The sequence below is a fragment of the Microbacterium sp. BF1 genome (assembly GCF_019279095.1).
GTDB classification, from domain to species: Bacteria; Actinomycetota; Actinomycetes; order Actinomycetales; family Microbacteriaceae; genus Microbacterium; species Microbacterium maritypicum.
Map to the genome: position 1 here is coordinate 1 of NZ_JAGYWT010000841.1, position 598 is coordinate 598.

The window sequence follows — 598 nt, forward strand, 5'->3', positions numbered from 1 at the left end:
CGGGCACCGGGGCTGCGGGGACCGTCCGCACGGACTCGTGCACGGGCGCGCTGCGGTCTTGCGTGCGACGCGGCCCGATACGCAGCGTGGGGTCGCCCGCTCTGTCGAGCGCATCGAGGAAGCGGTCCTGCTCCCGCACGAACAGCGATTCGTCCTTGCCGAGGCGGAACGCGGCGGAGAGGAAGTTTTCCGACGAGGCGTTCTCCTCGAGCCGGCGCACCAGGTAGCTGATGGCCACGTCGAACTCGGCGGGCTCCACGACCGGCACGTACAGCAGCACCGGGCCGACCTCGCGCGAGACGGCCTGCACCTGCCCCTGTGCCATGCCGAGGAGCATCTCGAACTCGACGGCCTCGCGCACACCCCGCTCCCCCGCCAGCAGCCACGCGTAGGCGATGCCGAAGAGGTTGTGCCCCGCGACGCCGAGCTTCACGGCCGCGGCGTGCTCGGGCTGCAGCGCCCAGTCCAGGCAGCGCAGGTAGTTGGCGTCGGTGTCGAGCTTGGTGTCGTAGGTCGCGGGCGTCCAGCCGTGCATGCGCGCCTCGACGTGCTCCATCGCGAGGTTGGCGCCCTTGACGAGTCGCACCTTGATGCGGGC

At 71.2% G+C, this 598-nt stretch carries 1 protein-coding gene; it reads right to left on the reverse strand.

The window, feature by feature from the left end; all coding sequences use genetic code 11:
* On the reverse strand, window positions 1–598 hold a 598-nt coding region (locus KZA10_RS17115), incomplete at both ends, for a proline dehydrogenase family protein (protein WP_218683498.1).